Genomic DNA, 23,126 nt, shown 5'->3' with positions numbered 1-23,126 from the left:
AGACGATCAAGGTGCCTTCCCGATGAAGAGAATTCTGTTTCCCTTGCTCGGCGCCGTGGCTGTGTTTGCCGCCGGCGTCACGCCCTCAACCGCCAATGACCGTTATGCCGACAGGCCACCGGTGATGGTGAGCCCCGACCTTTCCGCGCCTTGGGTGCTGCAGCTCGGCCATGCACCGGGAATCGTGCGGCAGAACCGACAGGCCGTGCAGCAGCCGCGCCAACGCACCCTGCAGCCGGCACAGCCCGACAGCGTACAGACGGCCGCCGTGCAGGCGCCGGCCAAACGCATGCTCATGCGCCGGCAGATCAACCCCGTCTACCTGCCGCAGGAAGTCGCCTATGACGGCGCCCAGAAGCCGGGCACCATCGTCATCGATACCACGCAGAATTTCCTCTACCTAGTCGAGAAAAACGGCAAGGCGCGGCGCTACGGCGTCGGCACCGGCAAGCCCGGCTTCGAATGGTCGGGCACGCACAAGATCACCAACAAGCGCGTCTGGCCGGACTGGCGTCCGCCGGCCGAGATGATCAAGCGCGAAGCGGCCAAGGGCCGCTACCTGCCGACCTATCTGGCCGGCGGCATGGAAAACCCGCTCGGCGCGCGCGCGCTCTATCTCGGCACGACCGAGTACCGAATCCATGGCACCAACCAGCCCTGGACGATCGGCGGCGCTGTATCATCGGGTTGCATCCGGATGCGCAACGAGGACGTGGTCGACCTTTACGAGCGGGTCAATGTCGGAACCACCGTCGAGGTGATATAGTGGCATCGAATCAGCCGGTTAAGCAGTGCTGAGCAGGTTTTGGCGCACTGTTGCCCTCAAGCCATAGCGCAGTTTTGCAAGACGTGCTTAGACTGGCAACGACTTAGCGGGGGACGGGCCGTGTGGGGATACGGCCAGTCACGAGAGGGCAGCACGGGTAACCGGGCTGCCCTTTTCGTTTCACGGTGCGACAGGTCGCCCCGGAGGCACGGTGTTTCGTTTTCAGGGCTGATTTCCGGGCCATGCTCTGCTATTGCAGTGCACAATTTCCCCACCAAAGGTTTCGACCCATGTCCCTGTCCGACGACAGCCGTTATCTCAGGGGCGGCCCGGTTGCCCAGCGCATCATCGCCGCCGTGCGCGAGGACGCGACCATTGCCAAGGCCGAGGGCTTTCCGCCCAAACTGATCTCGATCACCGTCGGCGATACCGATGCCGTCGATGTCTATGTGCGCAACCAGCGTGCCAAGGCTCAACTTGCCGGCATCGATTTCGAGGAACGGCGCTTTCCCGCCACAATCACCTCAGGTGAACTCGAAGCAGCCATCCATGGGCTGAATGCCGATCCGCGTGTCACCGGCATCATCATCCAGCGGCCGGTTCCCGCGCATATCCCGATCAAGATGCTGCAGGCGGCCGTGCATCCGCTGAAGGACGTCGAGGGCATGCATCCGGCCTCGATCGGCAACATCGTCTACAACCAGCTCGATCTAGCGCCTTGCACGGCGGCCGCCTCGGTCGAACTGCTCAAGGAAACCGGCCTCAATCTCAAGGGGCTGGAAGTGGTCATCGTCGGCCATTCGGAAATCGTCGGCAAGCCGATCGCCTTCCTGCTGATGAGCGAGGGCGCGACGGTGACGGTCTGCCATCATATGACACGGTCGGTCGCCGCCCATGCGCGGCGCGCGGACGCGCTGTTCGTCGCTGTCGGCAAGCCGCGGCTGATCAAGGCCGATATGGTCAAGCCAGGTGCCGCCGTCATCGACATCGGCATCAATTCGGAGATCGGACCGGACGGCACGAGCCGCATCGTCGGCGACGTCGACACCGACAGCGTCAAGGAAGTGGCCTCGTGGATCACGCCGGTGCCGGGAGGCGTCGGTCCGCTGACGGTGGCGATCCTGCTGCGAAATACCATGGTCGCGCTCAGCCGCCAGCGCGCGCTCTATCAGGCGACATACGGTGTGGCGGACAGGCTAGCTGCGGAGTAGCGCCCGGCCTACTCCGCCGCGACCAGACTCTCATCCAAAATGCCATCCGGCCTCGGCCCGCCATAGGCCCAGTCGAGCAGTTTGATCGTGTGCACCACCGGCATGCTGGCGGCGGATGCGATCTGCGTGATGCAGCCGATATTGCCGGTGGCGACGATCGAAGCGCCAGTCGCCTCGATATTTTTCACCTTACGATCGCGCAGCCTAGCCGAAATCTCGGATTGCAGGATATTGTAGGTGCCGGCCGAGCCGCAGCAGAGATGGCCCTCGCGCGGCTCGCGCACAATGAAACCGGCCTTGGCGAGCAGCTCCTTCGGCTCGCGGGTGATCTTCTGGCCGTGCTGCATCGAGCAGGCCGAGTGATACGCGACCACCGTGCCCGGCTTGCGCACCGGTTCAGGGAGCTCGAGACTTGCCAGATATTCGGTGATGTCCTTGGCCAGCGCCGACACGCGCGCGGCCTTGTCGGCATAGGCAGGATCGAGCCGCAGCATGAAGCCGTAGTCCTTGATCATCGTGCCGCAGCCCGATGCGGTGATGACGATGGCGTCGAGCCCGCCCCGCTCAATGGAACGCGTCCAGGCATCGACATTCCGCCTAGCCGAGGCAAGGGCGGCTTCCTCCCGCCCCATGTGATGGACCAGCGCGCCGCAGCAGCCCTCGCCCGGCGGCACCACAACCTCGACACCGAGCCGTGTCAGCAGCGAGATGGTGGTGTCGTTGATGGCGGGGTCGAGCACCGATTGCGCGCAGCCGGTCAGGATGGCGACGCGGCCCTTTTTCGCCCCCGGCCCGGCATGGACACCCGGCAAGGCCATCGGCGAGGCCGCGGGGATCGATGCAGGCGCGAGCTTGAGCATCGCGGCGAGCGGCTTCAACGCCGGGGCTTTTTCGAACAGGCCGATAAACGGCTTGCCCAGCCTCGCAAGCTTGAGCGCGGCGCGGAAGCGCTGGGGATAAGGCAGCACGAAGGCCAGCATGGCGCGGGTCAGCCGGTCGAGCAGCGGCCGCTTGTAAGTTTCCTGGATATGGGCCCGCGCATGGTCGACCAGATGCATGTAGTTCACGCCCGAAGGACAGGTGGTCATGCAGGCCAGGCAGGACAGGCAGCGGTCGATATGGGTGACGATTTCCTTGTCGGCGGGACGGCCGTTTTCCAGCATGTCCTTGATCAGGTAGATGCGCCCGCGCGGTGAATCGAGCTCGTTGCCAAGCGTTACGTAAGTTGGGCAGGTGGCGGTGCAGAAACCGCAATGCACGCATTTGCGCAGGATCTTTTCGGACTCGGCGACGTCAGGGTCGGCAAGCTGGGCGGGCGAAAAATTGGTCTGCATCTCTGATGTCCTAGGCCATGCGGCCGGGATTGAGGATGTTCTTCGGGTCGAATTCCTGTTTCAGGCGATGGCTGAGCGCTGCAAGCGCCGGCGCCTGCGGCTCGAACACCGGCAGGGCGGAACGATGGGCGGGGGCGGCGCGCACCAACGTCGCGTGGCCGCCGCCATGTTCCCGCAACAGTCCGCGAAGCAGGGTGGCTTCGGGATCACCCTCCTCCATGCGCAGCCACACCAACCCGCCCTGCCAGTCGTAGAAGGCACTGACGGCGGCCTGCATGCGTAGAGTCAGAACCATCAGGTGCCCGCGGGCGGGCGTCATCGAGACCCGCCAGACCGGCTTCTCGCTGCCATCAACGAAGGGCCTGATATCGCGCACGTCGCGCCAGATTGCCTTGGAGGTCTCACCGGAAATTTCCTCCAGCGGCCCGGCCTTGCCGAGCAGGGTCTTCAGCGCGGTGATGCGATAGGCAACGGAGGGGCCAAAGCCCTCGACGCGCAGCAGCGTGGCGGCTTCACTGCCGAGCATCCCGCCGGCAACGCGGGCGGCGATGCGCTCCGGCAGATGGGCAGCGCTCGACACTTCCGCGCTGGAACCAAGGGCCAAGGCCATGGCGGCGCAGGCTGCATCATCGAGCAGGCCACGGACAGCGAGCGTGACTTCGGTCTCGGCCGCAGGCAGCACCTTGAAAGTGACGTCGGTAAAGACGGATAGCGTGCCCCAGCTGTTGGCCATCAGCTTCGACATGTCGTAGCCGGTGACATTCTTGACCACGCGGCCGCCCGATTTGAAGGTCTCGCCCCGGCCGGAGACGACATTGATGCCAAGGATATGATCGCGCGCGGCGCCCGCCTTCAGCCGGCGCGGACCGGACAGGTTGGCGCCGAGCACGCCGCCGATGGTACCTTTGCCCGGCTCGCCGCCGAGCAGCGGGCCGTAGTCCATCGGCTCGAAGGCGAGTTGCTGGCCGTTTTCAACCAGCAGCCTTTCGATCTCGGCCAGCGGCGTGCCTGACTTGGCCGACAGCACCAATTCCGCGGGTTCATAGAGGGTCACGCCCGAGAGTTTCGACAGGTCGAGCGTGTGCTCGGTCTGCAACGGATGGCCGATGCCGCGCTTGGAGCCGTGGCCGAGAATTTCGAGCGACGTCTCCTCCGCCGCCGCCCAGGCAACGGTGGAGAGGACTTCGGCTGAGGTGGCGGGGGTGAAGATGGTCATAGTCGCACCTGGTTCCGAGGCCCAATCAGCTCAAAACCTCGGAATGTCGGGAAACGCCACCAGCCCGCGATGCACATGCATGCGCCCCAGTTCGGCGCAGCGGCGCAGTTGCGGGAACACCTTTCCGGGATTGAGCAGATGGTTGGGATCGAAGGCGCACTTGACGCGCATTTGCTGGTCGAGATCGACCTGGGTGAACATTTCCGGCATCAGGTCGCGCTTCTCGACCCCGACGCCATGTTCGCCGGTGAGCACGCCACCGACCTTGACACAAAGCCTCAGAATGTCAGCGCCAAAGCTTTCGGCTTTGTCGAGTTCACCAGGCACGTTGGCGTCATAAAGAATCAGGGGATGCAGATTGCCGTCGCCGGCGTGAAAGACATTGGCGACTCCGAGCCCATATTTTTGCGACAGCTGGCGCATGCCGGCCAGCACGCGCGGCAACTCCTTGCGTGGGATCGTGCCGTCCATGCAGTAGTAATCGGGCGAGATGCGGCCAACGGCGGGGAAGGCCGCCTTGCGGCCGGCCCAAAAACTCAGCCGCTCCTGCTCGGACTGCGAGATGCGGCAGGTGGTCGAGCCGTTGCGAATGGCGATCGCCTCGACCGCCGTAATGAGATGATCGACCTCGACGCCCGGCCCGTCGAGTTCGACGATCAGCAGCGCCTCGACATCGAGGGGATAACCGGCATGGACGAAATCCTCCGCGGCATGGATCGCCGGCCGGTCCATCATTTCCATGCCGCCCGGAATGATGCCGGCGCCGATGATGTCGGCGACGCACTGGCCGCCCTGCTCGCTGGTCGGAAAGCCGATCAGCAGCGCCCGCGCCGTCTCCGGCTGTTTCAGGATGCGCACGGTGACCTCGGTGACGACGCCCAGCAGACCTTCCGAACCGGTCATGACGCCGAGCAGGTCATAGCCTTCCGCATCGAGGTGGCCGCCGCCGAGCCGCACCACCTCGCCGCTCATCAGCACCATCTCGATGCCAAGCACATTGTTGGCGGTGAGGCCGTATTTCAGGCAGTGCACGCCGCCGGAATTCTCCGCGACGTTGCCGCCGATCGAGCAGGCGATCTGGGAGGATGGATCGGGGGCGTAGTAAAAGCCCTCCTGCTCGACGGCTGACGTGATGCCGAGATTGGTGACGCCGGGCTGGGCGACGACCATGCGGTTGGGAAAATCGATCTCGAGGATGCGGTTGAACCGGCTCATGACGAGCAGAACCGCGTCTTCCAGCGGCAGCGCGCCGCCCGACAGCGAGGTGCCGGATCCCCGCGGCACGACGCGGATGTTGCGGTCGTTGCAGTATCTCAGCAGACGGGAAACCTGCGCCACCGTCTCGGGCAGGACCACCACCAGCGGCACTTGCCGGTAGGCGGTCAGGCCATCACTTTCGAAGGCCCGCATTTCATTGGCCGCGTCGACCACGCCCTCGCCCGGCACAATGATGCGCATGTCGGCGACGATTTCGCTTCGCCGGCGCAGAGTCTCGGCGTTTGGCTTGGGCATGGCAAGGCCGGACATCGGCGCTTCCTCCACTCAACTGGTAAAAATGATTTACCAGCTAGCGACATTTGTTGCAAACCTTGCTTTGATGGCATCCGGGGGCGGATGCAAGCAAGGCTTCCGCAGCGGCAATCTGCCGCTGCACATCTATCGCGCTTCGAAGCTTGGCGCGGTCTATTCGGCCGGATGCTTCGCCGGCTCGGAATGCATCTGTCGGACCCTGCGCACGCCCCACCAGACGAGCAGGATGGCGACCGGCACCGATGCGGCGGTAACGACCTCCGGCGCGAAGGCGTGGCCAAAGACCGACGCGCCCTTGGCGACATAGCCGATGAGGCCCACCACATAGTAGGAGACGGCGGCGACCGAGAGCCCTTCGACGGTCTGCTGCAGGCGCAGTTGCAGCCGGGCGCGGTTGTTCATCGAGGCGAGCAGGTCGCGGTTCTGCTTCTCGACCTCGACATCGACCCAGGTGCGCAACAGCGTGGTGGCACGGGTCAGCTTTCGCGACAGGTTGGCCTGGCGCTCCTCGACCGAGCGGCAGGTGCGCATGGCTGGCGCCATGCGCCGCAGCAGAAAGCCCGCCCAGGTGTCGTAGCCCTGCACTGGCTCCTCATCCAGTGCCTCGAGCCTTTCAGTAACGATGCCGTCATAGGCGCGACTGGCGCCGAAGCGGTAAAGGCTGGAAGCGGCATCAGCCTCCAGTTCGGCGGCAAGCTCCGTCAGGTCGGCGAGCAGCGTCTGGCTGTCGCGGGTCTCGGCCACCTTCATTTCCAGGGTCGTCTGTGCCAAGCGGTCCTCGATGCGGCGGGCGCGGCTGGACAAGGTGAGCGCCAGCGGCAAACCGAGCATGGCAAGCGTGCGGTAGGTCTCGATGTCGATCAGCCGCTGCGACAGCGCGCCGGTGCTGGCCGGGGTCAGACCCCGATCGAGGACCAGCATGCGGGTCATGCCATCGCCGTCTTGGCGGAAGTCGGTGACAATAGCCGCGCTGCCGCGCTCGACGAGCGAGTGACAGAGGCTGGTCGGGTCGAAGCCGGCGATCAGCCTCTCGTTCGCCTGCGTCCACTTGCGGATCTCGAGCCGGATGCCCGAGATGACGGTTCCCGGCGGCGAAAAGCCATTGCCGAACGGCGAATCCTCTTGCCCCCGGCCATTCTCGGCCAGCGGCCCTTCCCAGAGATAGGTCGAGAACTCCGTATGCCGCTCCCAGCGCAGCGTGCCCTTGCCCCATTTCATGGCGTGGTGGCGGGCATGACGCTCGGGGGCCGCGATGCCGAGGCGGCGCGACAGTTCCGAAAGCACGGCATGGTCGACCGCGGAGCCTCCCTCGGTCATGAAGGAGAGTTGGACGAGGACGCGCGGCTTCTCGACGAGCGGATGCGGACGGGCATGAACCTCGCCGAGCGCGCCGGGCCGGCCTTCATGCGCCGGAAAGCCCAGGACGCTGCCTTGGCTGCGCGGCTGGAATTCAAGATTGGACGTCTCGTCCGACACGTCTGGTCCCCCTGGTTTCGACCCTTCGTGCAATGGTGCCGTCTTGCGGCAATCGACAAGGCACGTAAACAGCAAAGTTTAGCGCGAGGCGATATGCCGGCGCGATGCGAAAATCGACCGAACCAGACGAATTGGATAAATAATTTGACCAGTTGGCGACAGACGCTTTAATCTGCGCGACATTCATTCCGTTCCCCAGGCGCTGCCTTTGAGCGATATTTTCTCCAGGATCGAGCATTCGCGCACCGCCGACGAAGTCGTGCAGCAGATCGAAAGCCTCATCCTCGAAGGCGTGCTGCGCACCGGCGACCGGCTGCCGGGCGAGCGCGAACTGGCGCGCCAGTTCGATGTATCGCGGCCCATCCTGCGCGATGCGCTGAAGGCGCTCGAAGGACGTGGGTTGCTGACGACCAAGGCCGGCGGCGGCACGCATGTCGCCGACATTATCGGCCAGTTGTTTACCAAGCCCGTGGCGGATCTGATCTCGACGCATCGCAAGGCGGTGACGGACTATTTGGAGTATCGCCGCGAGGTCGAGGGCATAGCCGCCGAATACGCCGCGCGGCGCGCCACACCCGAAGACCTTGCCCTGCTCGACCGCATCATGGCGCGCATGGATGAGGCGCATCGCACCGGCGACTTCGACGACGAGGCAGAAATCGACGTAGAATTCCACCATGCGATCTGCGAATGCGCGCACAACATCCTGCTCTTGCACACGCTGCGCTCCTGCTACCGCCTCTTATCGGAAGGCGTGTTCCAGAACCGGCTGCTGGTGTTTACCGTGCCGGGCGCGCGAGAGGCGCTGCTGGCGCAGCACCGGGCGATTCACACCGCGGTCAGGGCTGGTGATCCGGCCGCCGCCCGCCAGGCGGCGATGGACCACATGACCTATGTCGAGCGCTCGATGGCGGAAGCCGAGCGCAGCGGCGACTGGCAACGCGTGTCGCGGCTGAGGCTAAGGCAGCGCTCGGAAACCGGCGGCAGCGAACCAGCGCGCAGCCGCTCCTAATCAATTCGATCAAGCGGGGACCATCATGAGCGACATTCTGACCATCGCAGACCTCAAGGATCTCGCGCGCCGTCGCGTGCCCAAGATGTTCTTCGACTATGCCGACTCCGGCGCCTGGACCGAGAGCACCTACCGGGCAAACGAGGAAGATTTCCAGAAGATCAAATTCCGCCAGCGCGTGCTGGTCGACATGAGCAACCGCTCGCTGGAATCGACCATGATCGGCCAGAAAGTGTCGATGCCGGTGGCGCTGGCGCCGACAGGCCTGACCGGCATGCAGCACGCCGACGGCGAGATGCTGGCAGCGCAGGCGGCAGAGGAATTCGGCGTGCCGTTCACGCTTTCGACAATGAGCATCTGCTCGATCGAGGATGTCGCCTCGGTGACGAAGAAACCGTTCTGGTTCCAGCTCTATGTGCTGCGCGACAAGGACTTCGTCCTCAATTTGATCGACCGGGCGAAGGCGGCGAAGTGCTCGGCGCTGGTGCTGACGCTCGACCTGCAGGTCCTCGGCCAGCGCCACAAGGATGTCCGCAACGGGCTTTCGGCGCCGCCCAAGATGACGCTCGCCAACATCGCCAACATCGCTGTGCGGCCTGGCTGGTGGATGGGCATGGCTGGCACGAAGCGCCGTACCTTCCGCAACATCGTCGGCCATGCCAAGGGCGTCGGCGACGTGGCTTCGTTGTCGTCCTGGACGACCGAGCAGTTCGATCCGCACCTGTCGTGGAAGGACGTCGCCTGGATCAAGGAGCGCTGGGGTGGCAAACTGATCCTCAAGGGCATCCTCGACAAGGAGGACGCGCTGCTGGCGGCCAACACCGGCGCCGATGCCATCATCGTTTCCAATCATGGCGGGCGCCAGCTCGACGGTGCATCGTCCTCCATCATGGCGCTGGAAGAGATCGCCGATGCGGTCGGCGACAGAATAGAAGTGCATATGGACGGCGGCATCCGCTCCGGCCAGGATGTGTTGAAAGCACTCTGCCTGGGCGCCAAGGGCACCTATATCGGCCGGCCATTTCTTTACGGCCTGGGCGCGCTCGGCAAGGAAGGGGTTACCAAGGCGCTGGAAATCATCCGCAAGGAGATGGACATTACGCTGGCGCTGTGCGGAAAGCGTCTGGTCACCGACATGGGCAGGGATCAGCTTCGGCGCTAAGTCCGTGACATCTGATCGCGGAGAGACCAGAACCTTGGCGGAACCCGGCATCCATTTCCTCGACGCACGCGGGCCGGACGGCGTGCGTCTCTACGCGATCGGCGACGTGCATGGCCGGCTCGACCTGCTGGCCGCCATGCACGGACAGATCGAGGCCGAGATCGCCAGGGACCTAGTCGCGGACTGGCGCATCATCCATCTCGGCGACTATGTCGACCGAGGACCGGACTCCAAGGGCGTCATCGACTTCCTGATCGAGGCACGCCAACGCGATCAGCGAAACCTGATGCTGGCCGGCAATCACGACATTGGTTTTCTCGACTTTCTCCAGACACCCGACCCCGAAGGGCTCTTCATCCGTTTTGGCGGCATCCAGACCGCGCAATCCTATGGGGTGACGATCAACAACGGCAGCGGCATTTGGTTCGGCAAGGCCGAGTCAGCCACGCGCAAGGGCCATCAAGCCCTGCTCGCGGCCGTGCCGCGAAGCCATATCGACTTCTTGCGGTCGCTGCCGTTCTCGGTGACGTCAGGCGACTTCTTCTTCTGCCATGCCGGCATAAGGCCAGGCATTGCGTTGGAGAAACAGAATCCGCAGGACCTGATCTGGATCCGTGACGTCTTCCACGATCACACCGCTCTCCTTCCGAAGATCGTGGTGCATGGCCACACGCCGGTTCCCGAGGCGGAAGTGATGGCCAACCGCGTCAATGTCGACACGCTTGCCTGGCAGTCAGGCATGCTTACCGCGCTCGTCGTGGACGGCCCGCACAAACGCATCCTCGAAATGTCGATAAAGGAACCTTGAGACCCGGCGCCCCAGAGCGCGAGCGATCCTGGCGCGAGGAATACTGGCGCGAGGGATCCTGGCGCGAGGGATGCCTGGGCTTTAGCGTAGGGAGGCGGTGACGCCGTAGCCGTCGACCGCATTGTGGTTGTTGGCTGCATCGGCGGCATAGATGCCAAGGCCGCAAAGCACGATGGCGGACAGCATGGCAAAGGACAGAAGAGCTGCTTTCACGGAGGTCATCTCTTGTTGAGCTTTCTGCATCTGTGCACGAGGCGGTTACCAATGCGTTGAAACGGAAAAATCGCTTCAAAGTTTCGACGATTTCGCGCTTCTAGGCGTGTTCTGTATCGATGGTGTGTCGCACGGGTCACACAAAAGGTTCATCCCCGTTGCACAGCCGATATAGCGCGCGCCTTCTAGGATAGCGTGCGGACACAAGCCAAGGATGAAAGGGTTTTCCCCAGACGGATTCCGGCCCCCGTGCCAATTATGTCACGCGGTAGGACGCGGAAGCGAATGCTTAGATCGTCGCCACCCAGGCACGGGCGATGGCGAGGCCGGCAGCATCGGCGTCAGGGCCGTTGCGGGCCATTTCGCTCTCGAGCTCGCCGGCCCAGTCGGGATGGAGCGCGGCAATGGTCGGCGCGAAGGAGGAACTCCAGTCCTTCACCAGCGGTCGGTCGGCCTCGAAATGGAACTGGAAGCCGTAAACGGCGCGGCCGACCCGAAACGCCTGGTTTTCGGCGACATCGTTGCCGGCGAGCCGCACGGCGTCATCCGGCAGCTCGAATGTATCGTCATGCCACTGGAAGATCGGAAACGTTTCCGGCAGTGCAGACAGCACCGGGTCGGCCTTGGCGTCCGGGGTCAACGACACGCCGCGCCAGCCGAATTCATTGGCACCGCCGATGCGGTTCACGCCGCCAAAAGCACGGGGCGACGAGTTGACCGCCGAGACAGATGCCGAGCACCGCGCGGTCCTTGCCGGCAAAATCGCGGGTCAGTTCCAACAGCGCCGGGAAATAGGGATATTCTTCGTCGTCCAGCGCATTCTGGCCACCGCCGAGCACCACCATGGCATCATGGCCGGTTGCGTCCCCTGGCAGCGCGTCACCCTTGTAGGGAAGGCGCACGTCGAGATCGGCACCCACTTCCGCGAGCGCCGCGCCAACCTGGCCAAGACCGGTATTGTCGAAGTTCTGGACCACCAGCACCCGCATGGCACACCCTGCTGACATGAAAACGAGGAACCAGCGATATCATGTCGCCAGTATTGCAGCCAAGATGCGTGTCCCAGGAGAAAACCATGCCACTGCAGAACCGGGTCGATCCGTTCGGCGCCATTCATGCCGTGCCGGAGCGCGGCCTGTTCACTGGCAATCGCGGCATCATCCACGACCCCGAGACAAAGACGCTCCTGAAAAAGCGCTGGGCGCTTCAGGCCTGGATCATCTGCATGTGCCAATTCCGCAATGTGCGGCGCGAGCCGATGGGCCGCAACCGGGCCGGCGGCAAGGCCGGCTGGACCGAATTGTTCTTCCTCGACGAGGTGACGGCGCTCGCCGCCGGGCATCGTCCCTGCTTCTTTTGCCAGCGCGAACGAGCCAGGGATTTTGTCAGCCGTTTCGGCCAAGCCTTCGTCATTGCCGAGCCGCACGCGCCGCAGGTGGACCAACGGCTGCACAAGGAGCGGTTCGCGTCGGGCGGCAAACGGCCTGCCGTCGCGATGGGCGCGCTTGCCCGCCTACCCGACGGCGCGATGATCGCAACCGGCGGCGGGACCTACGCCTTGTCCCAGGGCAAGGCGTTGCCATGGTCTTTTGCCGGATACGGCCCGCCAACCAGCCTGGATCGGTTCAAGGACGAGACGCTGGTGCTGTTGACCCCGGAAACGACGGTTGCCATCCTGCGTCGTGGTTTTCAGCCTTTGTGGCATCCTTCCGCCAAGGCTTGACGCCGGCGGCCGCCTCGCCCATTCCTCGGCCATGCGCGCCAACTACAAGATGCAACGTCTGTTCGTGCCCGACGACCTCGGACCGGACATCGAGGTCGAACCCGGCCAGCAGCAGAGCCATTATCTCCTGCATGTGCTGCGGCTCGCCGAAGGCGCCGAGATCCTTGTCTTCAACGGCCGCGACGGCGAGTGGTCGGCCGCGATATCAGCGAAATCGAAGCGGTCGGTGCGGCTGAAAGTACTGGGGCTGCAAAGGCCGCAGCCGCCTTTGCCTGACCTGATCTATTGCTTCGCACCGCTGAAGCAGGGCCGGCTGGATTATCTCGTGCAGAAGGCGGTCGAGATGGGCGCCGGCGTCCTGCAGCCGGTCATCACCCAGCATACCCAGGTGGCCAAGCCGTCGATCGATCGCCTGCGCGCCAATGTCGTCGAGGCCGCCGAACAATGCGGCATCCTCGCGGTGCCGGACGTTCGCGAGGCGGAAAAATTCGAGCGCCTGCTGACCGGCTGGGACAAGGAACGCCGGTTGATCTTCTGCGACGAGGACGCCTCGACCAACAACCCACTGCCTGCCTTGCAGACGGTGAAGGAGAAGAAGCTCGCCCTACTGGTCGGGCCCGAGGGCGGCTTTTCCGACGAGGAGCGTAAGATGCTGCGCGCGCTCCCCTTCGTGACCGCCATTCCGCTCGGGCCGCGTATCCTGCGTGCCGACACGGCGGCCGTGGCAGCGCTAGCGGTTATGCAGGCAACAATTGGCGACTGGTAGTGCTCTGTCTCTTGCAAGAGGTGCTTGCAGGGCGTGGCCTTCAATTCCTCTTGACCTGTGGCTCAGGATTTTTCGCTTGATCGGCTACTGACATTTCGTCCATTTAGCGCCGGCGGTGGTCCAACCGCCTTTGAGGGCTTGAGAATGGCGCGCGACACAACCGATTTCCGGCCCATCGAAGGCATAGACGAGCTTGTCGAACACCTGGCCGAAGGCAACAAGCCGCGCGAAAAATGGCGCATCGGCACCGAGCACGAGAAATTCCCCTTCTATGTCGATGGCAACGCACCGGTCCCCTATGGTGGTGAGCGCGGCATCCGCGCCATCCTTGAAGGCATGCAGACCAAGCTTGGCTGGGATCCGATCATGGATGACGGCCGCATCATCGGCTTGGTCGAACCAACGGGCCAGGGGGCAATTTCGCTCGAGCCCGGCGGCCAGTTCGAGCTTTCCGGCGCGCCCTTGGAGACGATCCACCAGACCTGCCGCGAGGGCAACGCTCATCTGGCGCAGGTGCGCGAGATCGCCGAGCCGATGGGCATCCGCTTCCTCGGCCTTGGCGGGAGCCCGAAATGGTCGCTGGCCGAGACACCGAAAATGCCGAAGTCGCGCTATGAGATCATGACGCGCTACATGCCCAAGGTCGGCACAAAGGGCCTCGACATGATGTACCGCACCTGCACGATCCAGGTGAACCTCGACTTCGAGAGCGAGGCCGACATGCGCCGCAAGATGCAGGTATCGCTGAAGCTGCAGCCGCTGTCGACCGCACTGTTCGCCAACTCGCCCTTCACCGACAGCCGGCCGAACGGGCTGCAGAGCTGGCGCGGCGACATCTGGCGCGACACCGACAACCAGCGCTCGGGCCTGCTCGAATTCTGCTTCTCGCCCGATTTTGGTTTCGCCGACTATGTCGAATGGGCACTCGACGTGCCGATGTATTTCGTCATTCGCGATGGCCGTTATCACGACATGACGCATATCACCTTCCGCCAGTTCATGGCCGGGGCCGCGCGCAATGAAGTGCCGGACGGGCTGCCGACGATGGGCGACTGGGCGAACCATCTGTCGACGCTGTTCCCGGACGTGCGGCTCAAGCGTTTCCTTGAAATGCGCGGCGCCGATGGCGGTCCCTGGCGGCGCATCTGCGCGCTGCCGGCCTTTTGGGTCGGGCTGCTCTACGACGAGGCGGCACTCGACGCGGCCGAGGCGTTGACGTCGAGCTGGACCTACAAGGAAGTGCTGGCCATGCGCAACGCCGTGCCGGAGCTCGGCATTGCCGCACCCTTCCGCAACACGACGTTGCGCGAGGTCGCCCGCGACGTCATGGCCATTTCGCGCACGGGGTTGAAGAACCGCGGCAAGAAGAACCGTGACGGCTACGACGAAACCTCGTTCCTCAACACGCTCGACGAGGTCGTGGCGCGCGGCACCACCAGTGCGGAGGAGATGCTGTCGGCCTACCACACGCGCTGGGGCGGCTCGATAGAGCCGGTGTTCATGGAGTATGCCTATTAACCGCGAGCCATGGCCGGCGGCAAAAGTAGCTTCAATCGGGCGTTGAAACGAATTAGGCTCTCGTTCGAGGATTTCCCGGAGGAGAAGCCTATGCCTACCTTGTTCGACATGCTGGCGCAGGCCCAGAACGGCAACGGCATGCAGGCGCTTGCCCAGCAATACGGGCTTTCGCTGCAGCAGACGCAGGCGGCGGTCGCCGCACTGCTGCCAGCTTTTTCACAAGGGTTGCAACGCAACACCGCCGATCCCTATGGGCTCGGCGCTTTCATGACGGCGATGGCAAGCGGCCAGCACGCCAAGTATTTCGAGGACGCCACGCGCGCCTTCTCGCCGCAAGGCGTCGATGAGGGCAACGGCATTCTGGGACATCTGTTCGGTTCGAAAGACCTGTCGCGCGCCGTGGCCAGCCAGGCGGCGCAGGCGAGCGGCGTCAGCCAGCAGATCCTTCAGCAGATGCTGCCCGCGATCGCCTCGATGGTGATGGGCGGACTGTTCAAGCAGACGACAAACCAGATGCAGGCAGCGGCTGGCCTTGGTGGCGTCGGCAACAATCCACTGGGCGAAATAATCGAGCAGATGATGCGGCAAGGCGGCATGCAGGCACCGGCGCCGCAACAGCGCCCGGCGCCCCACAACCCCATGGACAACCCGTTCGGCAAGGTCTTGCAGGACATGTTCGGCGGCGGCTCGCCGCGGCCGCAAAGCCAGCCGCGGCCGGCACCCAACCCCTATGGCGACAATCCGCTCGGGAAGGTGCTGCAGGACATGTTCGGTGGCGGCGCGCCGCAGCAACCACAAAGTCGGCCCGAGCCCCAGCCGACACAGAGCCCCTACGGCGACAACCCGCTGGGGAAAATCTTCGAGGAGATGCTGCGGCAAGGCGGTGGCGGCGGCCTCGGGATGCCCGGCGGGCAGCCGGCGCCGGAACCTCAAGCGCAGCCGCAGCAGCGCCAGGCACCACAGCCCCAAGCCAATCCGAGCGGACGGCCAAGGAACCCGTTCGACGACATTTTCGGCAAGATGTTCCAGACCGGGGCCCAGCAGCGCGACGAATACCAGAAGGGCGTGGAAACGATCTTCGACCAGTTCAAGCGGGACATGGACCGGCGGTAGTCGCCCGGCCTTCGGCAAACCTAAAGGAAAAGCCCGGTCCTTGGGAGGACCGGGCAGCGTGCAGGCAGGCCGGCGGGGAACCGGCAGGGAGTGGGGAGCCTGCAGAACCTTGGTCGCGCTGCACCGTGAAAGGATTCAACGGAACCGAAGCTGAACCAATCAGGCCACCTTGCGGGCGATTTCCTCGATCGTTTCCACGCGATCGCTGGCGATCTCACGCAGGATTGCTGTCGGGTCACGGCCAAACGGCACGTCGATTGCAACATGCAGGTCGGCGCGCGTCAGGCCGATATCGGCGAGTTCTGCGTCCGACATCTCGCCAAGGCGGTAGAAGGCGCGGCGGTTTTTCCAGGCGCTGTAGGCATTGGAGACAATGTTTGCCACGCGCGTTGCAACGGCCGGACGCGAGGTGATGCGCGAGGTCTCGGTGGCGAAATCGATCGTGGTCATGTCGGTCTCCTTCAGACTCGAACGGACGAAACCCGACGATCGGCGCTGGCGACAGCGACCGTTCCGGTCTCAAATACAATTTTAGAGATGCATGTCGTCGTCCCAAAACCGGTGTCCACTTTTGGGCTACATGCATGGCTTTCATTTGGACAATGCCAATTTGCCATCGACCGATTGATTAATCCAACGAATGTTTCTAATCTTTAGTATCAACAGCAGTGATGGATTGAACCGATGAAAGCGCCGCTCGATCTCGATCAATTGCAGACCTTCATCTCGATTGCCGATACCGGCAGCTTCACCCGCGCGGCGGAAGAAGTGCACCGCACCCAGTCGGCGGTGTCGATGCAGATGCGCCGTCTGGAAGAGCGGATCGGCAAGCCGTTGTTCGAGAAGGAGGGGCGCTCGAACAGGCTGACGGAGGAAGGCGACAAACTGCTCTCCTACGCAAGGCGGCTGCTCTATCTCAACCGCGAAACGCTCGCCGCCTTCGACGACCAACGGCTCGAAGGCACGATCCGCATCGGCACGCCTGACGATTATGCGGACCGTTTCCTGCCCGAGATCATGGCACGGTTCACGCGCTCCAATCCGCGCGTCGAACTGACCGTCATCTGCGAACCGACGCCGGGGCTGGTCGAGCACATCAAGCGCGGCAATCTCGATCTGGCGCTGGTGACGCACAATGATGTGCGCGGCCAGTCGGAGGTGGTGCGGCGTGAACCGCTGCTCTGGGTCTCCTCGGCCAACCATGCGACACATGAACAGGAGACGCTGCCGATGGCCTTCGGCCGGCCAAACTGCATCTGGCGGCGTGCCGCGGTCGACGTATTGGACCTGCAGAACCGCGACTACCGCATCCTGTTCACCAGCTTCTCGGCGACCGTGATCACCGCCGCCGTGCTTTCGGGGCTGGCGATCTCGGTGCTGCCGGAATGCGCGCTCAGGCCCGGCATGCGGGTTCTGGGCGAGGCCGACGGCTTCGGCGCCCTGCCCGACTGCCGCATCGGCATCATGCGCGGCCAGACCTCGCGGCCGGAGATCGTCGATGCGCTTGCCCGCCACATCTCCGAAAGTCTGGACAACATCTCCGTGCCGCTTGGCGAGGAGACCGGGACGTTCGATTTCGCGGCGCTCGCCTTTTCCAAGATGAAGCGGAGCAAGCCGAACCAGATCCTGCCGGGCTGGTAAAAACCGGGTCATGAATATCGGGCCTGACACGGCCGCCTTGACGTCGGCGTCCAACCGGCCCCCAATCGACCGATGAGCGAAGCAGCATCCGAATCACGCACCAACGCCACCGAATACACGGTGAGCGAAATATCAGGCGCGCTAAAGCGCACGGTCGAGGACGTCTTCGGCAATGTGCGGGTGCGCGGCGAAATCTCAGGCTATCGTGCGCCGCATTCCTCCGGCCATGCTTATTTCGCGCTGAAGGACGACCGTGCGCGGCTCGACGCCGTGGTCTGGAAAGGCACGATGAGCCGGCTGAAATTCCGTCCCGAGGAAGGGATGGAGGTGATCGCCACCGGCAAGCTCACCACCTATCCCGGCAAGTCCAACTACCAGATCGTCATCGACAATCTCGAGCCGGCCGGCGCCGGGGCGCTAATGGCGCTGCTGGAGGAGCGCAAACGCCGGCTGCAGGCGGAGGGGCTTTTCGATGCGGTGCGCAAACGCCGGCTGCCGTTCATGCCACGCGTCATCGGCGTGGTCACCTCGCCGACCGGCTCGGTCATCCGCGACATCATCCACCGCATCAAGGACCGCTTTCCGCTGCATGTGCTGGTCTGGCCCGTGCGGGTTCAAGGTGACACGGCGAGTGCGGAAGTGACTAATGCCGTCACCGGTTTCAACGCGCTGGCATGGGACAGCCCCATTCAGCGCCCCGATCTGCTGATCGTGGCGCGCGGCGGCGGCAGCCTGGAAGATCTATGGGGCTTCAACGACGAGGCACTCGCCCGCGCGGTCGCCGCCTCGGGCATTCCGGTGATTTCGGCTGTCGGCCACGAAACCGACTGGACGCTGATCGACCTTGTCGCGGATGTGCGGGCGCCGACACCGACGGGCGCGGCCGAAATCGCCGTGCCGGTGAAGGCTGACCTCGAAGCGACGCTGGCCAGCCTCGGCGCGCGGCTCAAGGCCGCCGTCTTGCGCAACTTCGAACGCAAGCGGCAGGCAACCCGTGCGGCGGCGCGTGCGCTGCCCTCGCCCGACCAATTGCTGGCGCTGCCGCGCCGGCGCCTGGACGAGGCGACATCGAGGCTCGGTCGTGGCCTGATGGTTTCCACCGAGCGCAAGCGGGCGCGATTCTTCGCTGTAAAACTGACGCCGGCAATGCTGTCGCAGCGGATTGCCGAGGCGCGGCGCGCCAACGACCGTAACCTTTTGCGGGCGCAAGGGGCGCTGCGCACTCTGGCCAGAAGCCGGCGCGCGGAGCTCAATCGTGCCGCGGATCAGTTGCCAAAATGCGCCAAGGCATCGCTGCGGCGGCACAGGCAGCAATTGGCTTTGCTCCAGGGTCGAATCACCATCGAGCCGACAGCCCGGCGCCAACGTGTGCAGAGGGACCTTCTGACGGCTTTGACGAGACGCGGCGGCCAGGCGATGCTGGTCAGGCTGGAGCGGTTGCGCGGCCGCATCGTCCAGGCCGACCGGCTGATGGCGACGCTTTCGCACAAGGCCGTCCTGGCGCGCGGCTTCGCGCTGGTGAAGGATACCGACGGCGCGGTCATCAAGCAGGCCGCCGACGTGGCGTCGGGGATGGCGCTGTCGCTGGAGTTCGCCGATGGCACGGCGGATGCGGTGGCAACCAGTGGCGCGGCGCGGCCAAAGCCCGTGGCCAGACCGTCGGCAAAGGCAAAGGAACCCGGCAATCAGGGATCCCTGTTCTAAGAGCATGATCGACAATCCGCACCATCTGGCAACGCCGTCCGGCAAGCCGCGCGCGCGAAGCTTCACCATCGGCTTCCACGGAACACCCGGGCCGTTCAACGCGATCACCGACGTGCCCGGCGTCTCTGTCGGCTATGCGACGCTGATAACGGGCGATGGTCCGCTTATCGTCGGCAAGGGGCCGGTACGCACCGGCGTGACCGCAATCCTGCCGAGGCCCCGCGCCGAATTGGCCACGCCGGTCTTCGCGGGCGTTTTCAGCCAGAACGGCAATGGCGAGATGACCGGCTCGCACATCATCGAGGAAACCGGCGCCTTCAACTTCCCGATCACCATCACCAACACGCATTCCTGTGGTGTTGCGCGTGACGGCACGCTGCGCTGGATGAACCGGGTGCTGCCGGCCGCGATCGACAGCGCCTGGGGGCTCCCGGTGGCGGCGGAGACTTATGACGGGTTTCTCAACGACATCAACGGCCACCATCTAACATCGGAGCACGTCGCCGAAGCCCTTGACGGGGCTGCTGGCGGACCGGTCGAGGAAGGCAGCGTCGGCGGCGGCACCGGCATGATCACCTTCGGCTTCAAGGCAGGGTCCGGCACGGCCTCGCGCATCGCCGCATGGCAAGGGCGAACCTACACGGTCGGCGCCTTCGTGCAGTCGAATTTCGGCAAGCGGCATAATTTCACCATTCGTGGCCTGCGCGCCGAACTCACCGAGCCGGCGATCCGCGAAGCCACGTCGCGCGCGGAAAAGGGCTCAATCATCGCGATCATCGCGACCGACGCGCCTTTCCTGCCGCATCAAATGAAGCGATTGGCGCGCCGTGTGCCGCTCGGCGTCGCCTTGACGGGCGGCTTCGGCTATCACAGTTCGGGCGATATCTTCCTCGCCTTCTCGACGGCCAACCCCGCCGCGGCGCTGGGGCTGTCCGGCCGCATCGCCAGCGCCGATTTCATTCCCGATGCAGACATCGACGCGTTCTTCGATGCGGTGGTTCAGACGGTGGAGGAATCGATCCTCAACGCTCTTATCGCCAATGACGACATGACCGGGCGCGACGGCAATTTCGTGCCGGCGCTGCCAAAGGCGTGGCTGGAAGAAAAGTTTGGGTGAGAGGGATGGCTGAGACGAAAACGCGGGCCGAAGCCCGCGCGTCTCGAACAGGTTTGACCCCGTAGTTATTCCGCGGCTTTGCTGGAAGCCTGCTGGTTTTCGTCGGCCTCGGCCGCTTCCTCGAGCCGCGAAGCAATCAATTCCTGGATGTCGCCGACTTCCTCCTGGATGTCCTCCAGCGGTATGCCGACCTCGGCAGCCTTGGCGGCGCATTCGCGGGCCAACGTCTCGGCCTGCTTCTCGATCCTGGCGTGGGACTGGCAATGGACCTTTTCGCCGATCCATCCCCGCAAGAACTCGATCGCGTGTTCACTCATACTGCTGTTCCCTGGCGGCAAAGCCGGTTGGTAATCATAAGCGTCGGCATCCCGTGAAGGATGCATGCTCCCATTCGAGCCGAGTCGCGGCCAGCCGGCAAGCCGAAGCCGTCCAGGGTCCACAGAGCCGAAGGAAATCGAGGGGTGAAGAACATTTTCTGATTCTGAAGGACTGTACCGTTGGCGGGATCTTCCCGCTCCGAGCAATTGCTTCTACCTTTTACGGCTTCCAGTCCGTTTCTTAATCTCAATGGCTGTCGCTACAGCCGCCTTATGACGTTGCGCTTGAAGGCGTGAGCCCGCGAAGCCGCCGCTATATAGTGACATCCTCGTCCGATGTCGACTCTCCTCAAGCTCGTGCAGACGAGCCATGCAAAAGTCGCATGGATCGCTGATCCAGTCAGAAATTTTCGACCCACGGCCTGAGCTCCATTTCCCACGTCCAGGCGCTGCGGTGCTGGCGATGGATGGCGAGATAGGCCTCTGCGATCGCATCCGGAGACAGCCGGCGATCCTGCGGCCCGGGCTCCTGTCCGGAAGCGGCCGAAGCAATGGCGCCGTCGATGATGAAATGCGCGACGTGGATGTTCTTGGGCGCCAGTTCACGGGCCATGGATTGCGCCAGCCCGCGCAATCCAAATTTCGGCATCGCAAAGCCCGCGGAGCCGGCGAACCCCTTCACACTTGCTGTCGCTCCGGTGAAGAGGATCGAGCCCGCCCCTTGAGCGATCAGCCGGCGGGCCGCCTGCTGAGCTACCAGGAACCCGCCATAGGCCCCGACCAGCAAAGCCTGTCGGACAGCCTCGGGATCGAGTTCGGCTATTGGACCGCGAGCGCGGCCGCCGGCGTTGAAAATCACGAGGGAAAGCGGGCCAGCCTTGTCCGCGATATCGAACAGATGCTCGACCGATGCTGGATCCGAGACATCCGTCGCCACGGCTTGCGCGCCGGTTTGCGCTTGCAACGCATCGAGCTTCTCGATGTTTCGGGCGGCCAGGACGACATGGAACCCTTCCCTGGCGAGAAGACGCGCGAGCGAGGCGCTCAATCCGGAGCCCGCCCCTGCTATGACGGTAACGTTGGATGTCATGAGACCCTCTCCTTCTTCCACTGATTTCAACCGCCGACGCATGTTGAACTCTGCCGGATCAGCGCCGCACCGGCAACACGCAGTGCGGAAAGAAAAATGGCCGGGCGCGAAACGGCCCGGCCAAAAAAGAAGGTCGTAACCTTCAGAGGGGAACACCGCTCAATGAAATGGGAGGAAAACACCGAACGGATCTTTACTTTTTGAGCCGATTCTTCGCCGGATACGACGAATGATTTTCCAAGAATCGGTCGGGATGGAAAAAACCCGTTCTTTCTTATCCAAGACTCAGACGGCCGGGCTTTCCGGCTCAAGCAGATCCGCATAATGTCGCCGAGCGACATCGGGATGCGAGCGCAGCCGGCTTTTCAGCACATTGGTTCCGACATCGCGAAACAGCGGATTGTCCGGATCGCTGGCCGGCCCGCGCGCCCGAGCCGCCAGGTCCTCGGAAAGGCTAAGCAGCGGTATCGTTGCATCGAGCCTGGCGCTGAAGAAGAACGGCACCGAAATGCGTTCAATGCCTGCCGCCGGCGTCAAGACACGATGCACGGTCGCACGCAAATAGCCGTTTGAGGCCAGTTCGAGCAATTCGCCGATGTTGACGACGAGCGTACCGGGAATGGGGTCCACATCCACCCAGCTTCCGTCATAGTCGACCTGAAGCCCCTTATTGTCATCCTGAAGCAACAACGTCAGGAAACCGCCATCCTTGTGCGCGCCGACACCCTGGTCATCGCCGGTCGCCTCTCGGCCGGGATAGCGCACGATTTTCATGCGGTGGTTTGGCTGCTCGCGGTAGATCGGGTCGAAGGCGTCCTCGGCTTGATCGAGCGACAGCGCGAAGGCTTTCAACAGCCTGATGGCCACTGCTGTTGCCTTGGCCTGCCATGCCAGCAGGGCGGGTTTGAGTTCCGGCAACGCAGCGGGCCACTGGTTCGGGCCCTGCAGCCGCGTCCATGCGGGAATTCCTGGCCCTTGCGCTATGGGCTGACGCTCGACGCCGATGTCGAGCTGCTCGCGCCAATCGGCCTTGCCCTTGGTCAGCTCGCCGCCGGCGCGGGTATAGCCGCGAAACTGCGAGGATTTGACCATTTCGATCGCGAGCTTGTCGGCCTCGGCCAAGGCAAAGAAGCGGCGCGTCGCGGTGAGCACCTCACTGATTTCCGCCCACGAGATGCCATGTCCGGCCAGGTAGAAAAAGCCGATGTCGCGCGAAGCGGAACGCAGATCCGCCAGAAATGTCCGGCGTTCCGACGCGCCTTGTTCAAAGCGGCTCAAGTCGAGCACGGGTACTATTCGGGGCATATGAGGCTCCTTTCCCGGCTTTGTGCGGATGTTATCGTCCGCAAACCAGGACTGTTGGACAGGCGTGCACTTTTCGGCGGTCACAACCGCCAGCAATGCCTGCA

General features: G+C 63.8%; 21 protein-coding genes and 1 pseudogene. 12 read left to right on the top strand and 10 right to left on the bottom strand.

The features are described from left to right. The first annotated feature begins 22 nt into the window (after positions 1–22). Both AC3CB8_RS12400 and AC3CB8_RS12395 read left to right on the top strand, forming a co-directional pair. A complete protein-coding gene (locus tag AC3CB8_RS12400) occupies positions 23–766 on the top strand; it encodes a L,D-transpeptidase (RefSeq protein ID WP_352562862.1) in 744 nt (247 codons plus the stop codon). 290 nt (positions 767–1,056) lie between these two features. Next, a complete protein-coding gene (locus AC3CB8_RS12395) occupies positions 1,057–1,977 on the top strand; it encodes a bifunctional 5,10-methylenetetrahydrofolate dehydrogenase/5,10-methenyltetrahydrofolate cyclohydrolase (RefSeq protein WP_023771358.1) in 921 nt (306 codons plus the stop codon). Positions 1,978–1,985: 8 nt separating this feature from the next. Here AC3CB8_RS12395 and glcF read toward each other — a convergent pair whose 3' ends face one another. The 4 genes from glcF to AC3CB8_RS12375 form a co-directional block, all read right to left on the bottom strand. Further along, positions 1,986–3,311, bottom strand: a complete 1,326-nt coding sequence (gene glcF, locus AC3CB8_RS12390; protein ID WP_352562861.1) for a glycolate oxidase subunit GlcF — start codon at positions 3,309–3,311, stop codon at positions 1,986–1,988. A gap of 10 nt (positions 3,312–3,321) precedes the next feature. Next, a complete protein-coding gene (locus AC3CB8_RS12385) occupies positions 3,322–4,527 on the bottom strand; it encodes an FAD-binding protein (RefSeq protein ID WP_023794747.1) in 1,206 nt (401 codons plus the stop codon). A 30-nt stretch (positions 4,528–4,557) separates the two neighbouring features. Beyond that, entirely contained in the window at positions 4,558–6,054 is a 1,497-nt protein-coding gene (locus tag AC3CB8_RS12380) for an FAD-linked oxidase C-terminal domain-containing protein (RefSeq protein WP_352562860.1), read from the bottom strand. Between the two features lie 156 nt (positions 6,055–6,210). Further along, on the bottom strand, positions 6,211–7,533 hold the full coding sequence (locus AC3CB8_RS12375; RefSeq protein ID WP_023771362.1) for a DUF3422 family protein: 1,323 nt from the start codon (positions 7,531–7,533) through the stop codon (positions 6,211–6,213). Between the two features lie 208 nt (positions 7,534–7,741). On the opposite strand from AC3CB8_RS12375, the gene AC3CB8_RS12370 reads away from it, so the two are divergent. The 3 genes from AC3CB8_RS12370 to AC3CB8_RS12360 are packed head-to-tail and all read left to right on the top strand — an operon-like array spanning position 7,742 to position 10,515. Beyond that, positions 7,742–8,545: an FCD domain-containing protein gene (locus AC3CB8_RS12370; RefSeq protein WP_015316499.1), complete on the top strand. Its 804-nt coding sequence runs from the start codon at positions 7,742–7,744 to the stop codon at positions 8,543–8,545. A gap of 25 nt (positions 8,546–8,570) precedes the next feature. Continuing rightward, positions 8,571–9,707, top strand: coding sequence for an alpha-hydroxy acid oxidase (locus AC3CB8_RS12365; protein WP_023771364.1), 1,137 nt, complete (start codon positions 8,571–8,573; stop codon positions 9,705–9,707). Positions 9,708–9,741: 34 nt separating this feature from the next. Further along, entirely contained in the window at positions 9,742–10,515 is a 774-nt protein-coding gene (locus AC3CB8_RS12360) for a metallophosphoesterase (RefSeq protein ID WP_352562859.1), read from the top strand. A gap of 81 nt (positions 10,516–10,596) precedes the next feature. On the opposite strand, the gene AC3CB8_RS12355 is transcribed toward AC3CB8_RS12360, so the two are convergent. Beyond that, on the bottom strand, positions 10,597–10,728 hold the full coding sequence (locus AC3CB8_RS12355; RefSeq protein WP_013893872.1) for a hypothetical protein: 132 nt from the start codon (positions 10,726–10,728) through the stop codon (positions 10,597–10,599). A 289-nt stretch (positions 10,729–11,017) separates the two neighbouring features. Then, positions 11,018–11,717: pseudogene (locus AC3CB8_RS12350) on the bottom strand (type 1 glutamine amidotransferase). 86 nt (positions 11,718–11,803) lie between these two features. Between AC3CB8_RS12350 and AC3CB8_RS12345 the strand changes: the two are divergent. The 4 genes from AC3CB8_RS12345 to AC3CB8_RS12330 all read left to right on the top strand — a co-directional run bounded on the left by AC3CB8_RS12345 (position 11,804) and on the right by AC3CB8_RS12330 (position 15,848). Continuing rightward, positions 11,804–12,451, top strand: coding sequence for a hypothetical protein (locus tag AC3CB8_RS12345; RefSeq protein ID WP_352562858.1), 648 nt, complete (start codon positions 11,804–11,806; stop codon positions 12,449–12,451). Between the two features lie 31 nt (positions 12,452–12,482). Further along, entirely contained in the window at positions 12,483–13,217 is a 735-nt protein-coding gene (locus AC3CB8_RS12340; protein WP_352563025.1) for a 16S rRNA (uracil(1498)-N(3))-methyltransferase, read from the top strand. Between the two features lie 144 nt (positions 13,218–13,361). Beyond that, positions 13,362–14,735 carry a glutamate--cysteine ligase gene (locus AC3CB8_RS12335; protein ID WP_023782445.1) on the top strand — a complete coding sequence of 458 codons (1,374 nt, stop codon included), beginning with the start codon at positions 13,362–13,364 and terminating at the stop codon, positions 14,733–14,735. 90 nt (positions 14,736–14,825) lie between these two features. After that, positions 14,826–15,848, top strand: coding sequence for a DUF937 domain-containing protein (locus tag AC3CB8_RS12330; protein ID WP_352562857.1), 1,023 nt, complete (start codon positions 14,826–14,828; stop codon positions 15,846–15,848). Positions 15,849–16,007: 159 nt separating this feature from the next. Here the strand turns inward: AC3CB8_RS12330 and AC3CB8_RS12325 are convergent, their stop codons facing one another. After that, a complete protein-coding gene (locus tag AC3CB8_RS12325) occupies positions 16,008–16,298 on the bottom strand; it encodes a DUF1127 domain-containing protein (RefSeq protein ID WP_352562856.1) in 291 nt (96 codons plus the stop codon). Positions 16,299–16,532: 234 nt separating this feature from the next. Here AC3CB8_RS12325 and AC3CB8_RS12320 point away from each other — a divergent pair, with 234 nt between their 5' ends. The 3 genes from AC3CB8_RS12320 to AC3CB8_RS12310 all read left to right on the top strand — a co-directional run bounded on the left by AC3CB8_RS12320 (position 16,533) and on the right by AC3CB8_RS12310 (position 20,310). Further along, on the top strand, positions 16,533–17,489 hold the full coding sequence (locus tag AC3CB8_RS12320; RefSeq protein WP_023771372.1) for a LysR substrate-binding domain-containing protein: 957 nt from the start codon (positions 16,533–16,535) through the stop codon (positions 17,487–17,489). A gap of 72 nt (positions 17,490–17,561) precedes the next feature. Continuing rightward, complete coding sequence (xseA, locus tag AC3CB8_RS12315; protein ID WP_352562855.1) at positions 17,562–19,193, top strand: exodeoxyribonuclease VII large subunit; 1,632 nt, start codon at positions 17,562–17,564, stop codon at positions 19,191–19,193. Between the two features lie 4 nt (positions 19,194–19,197). After that, positions 19,198–20,310 carry a DmpA family aminopeptidase gene (locus AC3CB8_RS12310; RefSeq protein ID WP_352562854.1) on the top strand — a complete coding sequence of 371 codons (1,113 nt, stop codon included), beginning with the start codon at positions 19,198–19,200 and terminating at the stop codon, positions 20,308–20,310. A gap of 65 nt (positions 20,311–20,375) precedes the next feature. Here AC3CB8_RS12310 and AC3CB8_RS12305 read toward each other — a convergent pair whose 3' ends face one another. The 3 genes from AC3CB8_RS12305 to AC3CB8_RS12295 all read right to left on the bottom strand — a co-directional run bounded on the left by AC3CB8_RS12305 (position 20,376) and on the right by AC3CB8_RS12295 (position 23,022). After that, positions 20,376–20,627: a DUF768 domain-containing protein gene (locus AC3CB8_RS12305; RefSeq protein WP_015316487.1), complete on the bottom strand. Its 252-nt coding sequence runs from the start codon at positions 20,625–20,627 to the stop codon at positions 20,376–20,378. A gap of 400 nt (positions 20,628–21,027) precedes the next feature. After that, complete coding sequence (locus tag AC3CB8_RS12300) at positions 21,028–21,717, bottom strand: SDR family NAD(P)-dependent oxidoreductase (RefSeq protein WP_023771375.1); 690 nt, start codon at positions 21,715–21,717, stop codon at positions 21,028–21,030. Positions 21,718–22,002: 285 nt separating this feature from the next. Then, positions 22,003–23,022 (bottom strand): isopenicillin N synthase family dioxygenase, encoded by a 1,020-nt coding sequence (locus tag AC3CB8_RS12295; protein ID WP_023771376.1) that lies wholly within the window; start codon positions 23,020–23,022, stop codon positions 22,003–22,005. Positions 23,023–23,126: the final 104 nt, after the last annotated feature.

This window comes from Mesorhizobium sp. P160927 (assembly GCF_057766385.1).
This window is presented reverse-complemented; position numbering and strand designations above follow the sequence as displayed.